Origin of the sequence: Vibrio sp. 10N.247.310.17 (genome assembly GCF_041466605.1) — a bacterium.
Classification (GTDB): domain Bacteria; phylum Pseudomonadota; class Gammaproteobacteria; order Enterobacterales; family Vibrionaceae; genus Vibrio; species Vibrio tasmaniensis_A.
This window is the reverse complement of record NZ_JBFSTC010000180.1, coordinates 1-3,503: the sequence shown is the minus strand read 5'-3', so window position 1 is coordinate 3,503 and position 3,503 is coordinate 1. Positions and strand designations below refer to the sequence as shown.

Below are 3,503 nucleotides of genomic sequence, written 5' to 3'. Positions count from 1 at the left end.
CCAGCCAAATATCCGTTCAGGTTCAAGCAATAATGCTTATCCGAACGGCATTACCCTTTATTATTGGGTGCTTTGCGTGCGTTGCCTGCTGGTTTGTTATTGCTAGTAGTAAAACCGACACTGCCTCAAAAAGGCGAATGGCAGATCATTTTCACATTGGGTCTTATCAATATTGCGACCTTCTTTAGCTTAATCTTCGTGATGGCGTTGACGTTGCCTTCGGCAATCTCCGGTGTAGGTATGATCTCTGTGCCAGTGTTTGCGATGATCTTCCATTGGGTAGTAAAGAAACAGCGTCCGCAATTGATTCAAGCCTTGTCTGGTGTTGGATTAATCACATTGGCGTGGATATTGTTTAATCCAAGTCAAATCGCATTAAACCCAATAGGTTTAGGCGCCATGTTCGCTGCAATCATGTGTATCGTTATCGGCAGCAGCATTACCAAGTCACTGGGTAGTCGCATGCATTGGTGGAAGGTATTAACGTGGCAACTGATTCTAGGCGGTACGATTTTATCTGTCGCGTCTGGCGTTCATGCGCTCATCGACCCACAGCCTTATGTTAACGCTGTGACTCATTTCGATACTCGTAACGCAATAGGACTTGTTTGGGTGATTGTCCTGAACACAGCCTTGGGTTACGGCATGTATGTGTGGCTACTACAGCGTATGTCAGTGGTGGATTTCACCTTCGGTGGTATCGCTAACCCAGTAGCTGGGATCGTGACGGGTATGGTGTTGATGAGTGAATCATTTACAGCAGTTCAGTACTCGCTAATGACAGGCATGATAGTGATGTCACTGCTACCGCAACTTATCCTTTCGGTAAGACAGTCAAAACAAGTTAAGCCTGTTACATAGTTGAATCTACCGACTGTACTGAGAATAATAACGCGCCTTACATCTTATACAGTGATTTAAAAGGCGCCTTTTGTTGCTACGCTGACAGCAATAAACCAAATAGCCATACTCGCCAAGTTGATCGTTTCTTAAACAACATTAAACCTTACAAAGAATAATGCCTTTCTTCATGCTACCTAATTTGAATTTATTTTCTAAAAAATAGACATATTAGAGATTATCTTTCCATGAGATATTGCAATTAGAGATAAAAAGACAAAATTTTTCTCCGACGACCTCCTTATACTATGCCACATCATTAAGGCGCCACAAGCCGATGATTTAAAATAATTATTAATGAGTAGTCACCATGAATTCGAAGTCGCTAACTATCTTGCTTTTTGTCTCTGTTTGCCTAATTTGGGGAACCACTTGGTTCGCAATGGAAGTGGCATTGCATTCTATCCCACCAATTTTTGCTACTGCATTGCGCTTTTTACTCGCTGCACCTCTGCTTGCGGTATTAGCGAAAGTCTTCAACCAGCCACTGCTGTTTCCTAAAGGCAAGCGTCAATGGTTGCTGATTGTTGCGCTGATGTACTTTGCGATTCCATTTACTTTGATGATCTATGGCGAGCAATACATCTCTTCTGGTCTAGCGTCTATCATCTTCGCTAACATGCCGGTCGCTGTGATGTTGATGTCAGGCCTATTCCTAGGCCTACGATTGGCTAAGCACCAAATATTTGGTTTGGCTACCGCTGTTGTAAGCCTATGTTTGATCCTCGGTAATGAAATGCAGATGGGTGGCGATGACTACCTAGTTGGTACAGTTTGCTTAGGTCTTGCTGTGGCAATACACGCTGTTATGTATGTGTTAGTTCAAAAGCACTGTAAAGGCATCGAAGTACTGACGTACAACGCAGTCCCAAGTCTGATCGCTTCTCTATTCTTATTCGCCGTTTCGGCGATGGGTGAAAACGTGAATGTTGAATCCTTCACTTGGGATTCAATCTCAGCGGTAGTTTACCTCGGCTTTGTGGCGAGTGTTGGCGGCATTGTTGCCTACTTTAAACTCGGACAAGTTTCGACGCCGTTCCAAGCGTCTATCTGCTTCCTAATCTTCCCAGTGGTTGCGCTGCTGATCTCTTGCTACATCAATGGTGAGGTTCTATCTGAACAGTCTCTGCTTATGATGCTCCCTCTACTTTGTGGCATCTTGCTGACCAAGGCACCTAAGGGAATCTTCAAGCTACGTGGTGGATTAAAAACCGTAAGAAGCTAATCCGACTGAAAGTTAATTAGGTATTCCAAATAGCACATACAAAAAAGCTCCAATATCGCTATTGGAGCTTTTTGTCTATCTCATCAGATTGAAACCAACTTAGCGCCAGCTGAACATCCGGACTTCGTTACCCTCTTCAGGCTTCTTAGGAATGTTTAAAGACAGTGCCAAAGAAACCGCAGCCATCACTGCACCAATGTAGAAAACCGTTGCAGGAGACGATAACCAAATCACACCAAATGCGACTGGAATAACAACCGCGGCAATATGGTTAATGGTGAAAGAGACACCAGCGGTTGAGGCCATGTCAGCAGGATCTGCAATTTTCTGGAAGTAGGTTTTGATCGCCAATGCCAACGCAAAGAACAGATGATCGACCACGTAAAGTGCTGCCGCCCACTCAGCGCTTTGCACCAAGCCATAACCAACAAACACACCAATCAAACCCACATACTCGAAGATAAGCGCCTTACGCTCACCCACGACACCAATAAATTTACCAATGCGTTTTGCGAACAAGAAGTTAAACAGATAGTTGATTAAGAACAGTAGCGTTATGTCAGCAGCCGAGTAACCGAACTTCTCTACCATCAAGAAGCCCGCGAACACGGTAAATATCTGCCTTCTTGCTCCGCTCATAAAGGTAAGAGCGTAGTAGAGCCAGTAACGCTTTCTCAGCACCAATTTCTTATTCTGTTGGGTCTTGGTCTGAAACTCCGGGAAACCAAAGGTCATCACCAAAACCAAAATAAAGCCAATACCGCCAGTGATGCCATACACCCAAGCAAAGTCGAGTTTATATTGCTCTAGCATCATCCAAATCGAGCCATAGGTGATTAACGAGGCTAACGCGCCAACAGAGATCATTTTACCCAGCATCTCTGGCGCTTCTTCTTTACTCAACCATTGCAGTGACAAAGACTGCTTCAGCGTTTCAAAATAGTGAAAACCCGTCGACATCAAAATCGTCGTCAGCAACAAACCTGTAAGTGAAGGGAATAAACCGGTAATCGCCGTGCCTACAGTTAACATCGCCAGCGATATCAACATAAAGCGTTGCTCACGAATGAATGCCAACACAAACACCACAGTAAACGCTAAGAAGCCAGGGATCTCACGAACACTTTGCAACAAGCCAATATCGGCACCATCAAAGTTCGCTTTCTCAATCACGAAGTTATTCAGCAAAGCCATCCAGCTCGAAAACGCGATAGGGACAACAATCGAAATCAGTAATAAGAAGTTTTGCGGCGTTTTCCAATTCGTAACAGGTTCACTCATGAGTAGAATTTCCTTATCATTAATCCAACATCATACTCTCGTTTCCCCCCTCTGGCAGGATAGTTGTCACTGTTAAAATTTAACCAGTTTGGGCGAT

Annotated in this window: 2 protein-coding genes and 1 pseudogene; 2 read left to right on the top strand and 1 reads right to left on the bottom strand. The window is 44.1% G+C overall.

Annotated features, from left to right (window positions below):
- Nucleotides 1-51: 51 nt before the first annotated feature.
- Nucleotides 52-861: pseudogene (locus tag AB6D80_RS24480) on the top strand (DMT family transporter); the annotation flags it as partial.
- Between the two features lie 349 nt (nucleotides 862-1,210).
- Nucleotides 1,211-2,125, top strand: coding sequence for a DMT family transporter (locus tag AB6D80_RS24475; protein WP_371708710.1), 915 nt, complete (start codon nucleotides 1,211-1,213; stop codon nucleotides 2,123-2,125).
- 99 nt (nucleotides 2,126-2,224) lie between these two features.
- On the opposite strand, the gene AB6D80_RS24470 is transcribed toward AB6D80_RS24475, so the two are convergent.
- The gene (locus tag AB6D80_RS24470; RefSeq protein WP_371708709.1) at nucleotides 2,225-3,406 is read right to left on the bottom strand and encodes an MFS transporter; all 1,182 of its coding nucleotides are present in this window, start codon (nucleotides 3,404-3,406) and stop codon (nucleotides 2,225-2,227) included.
- Between the last annotated feature and the right edge of the window lie 97 nt (nucleotides 3,407-3,503).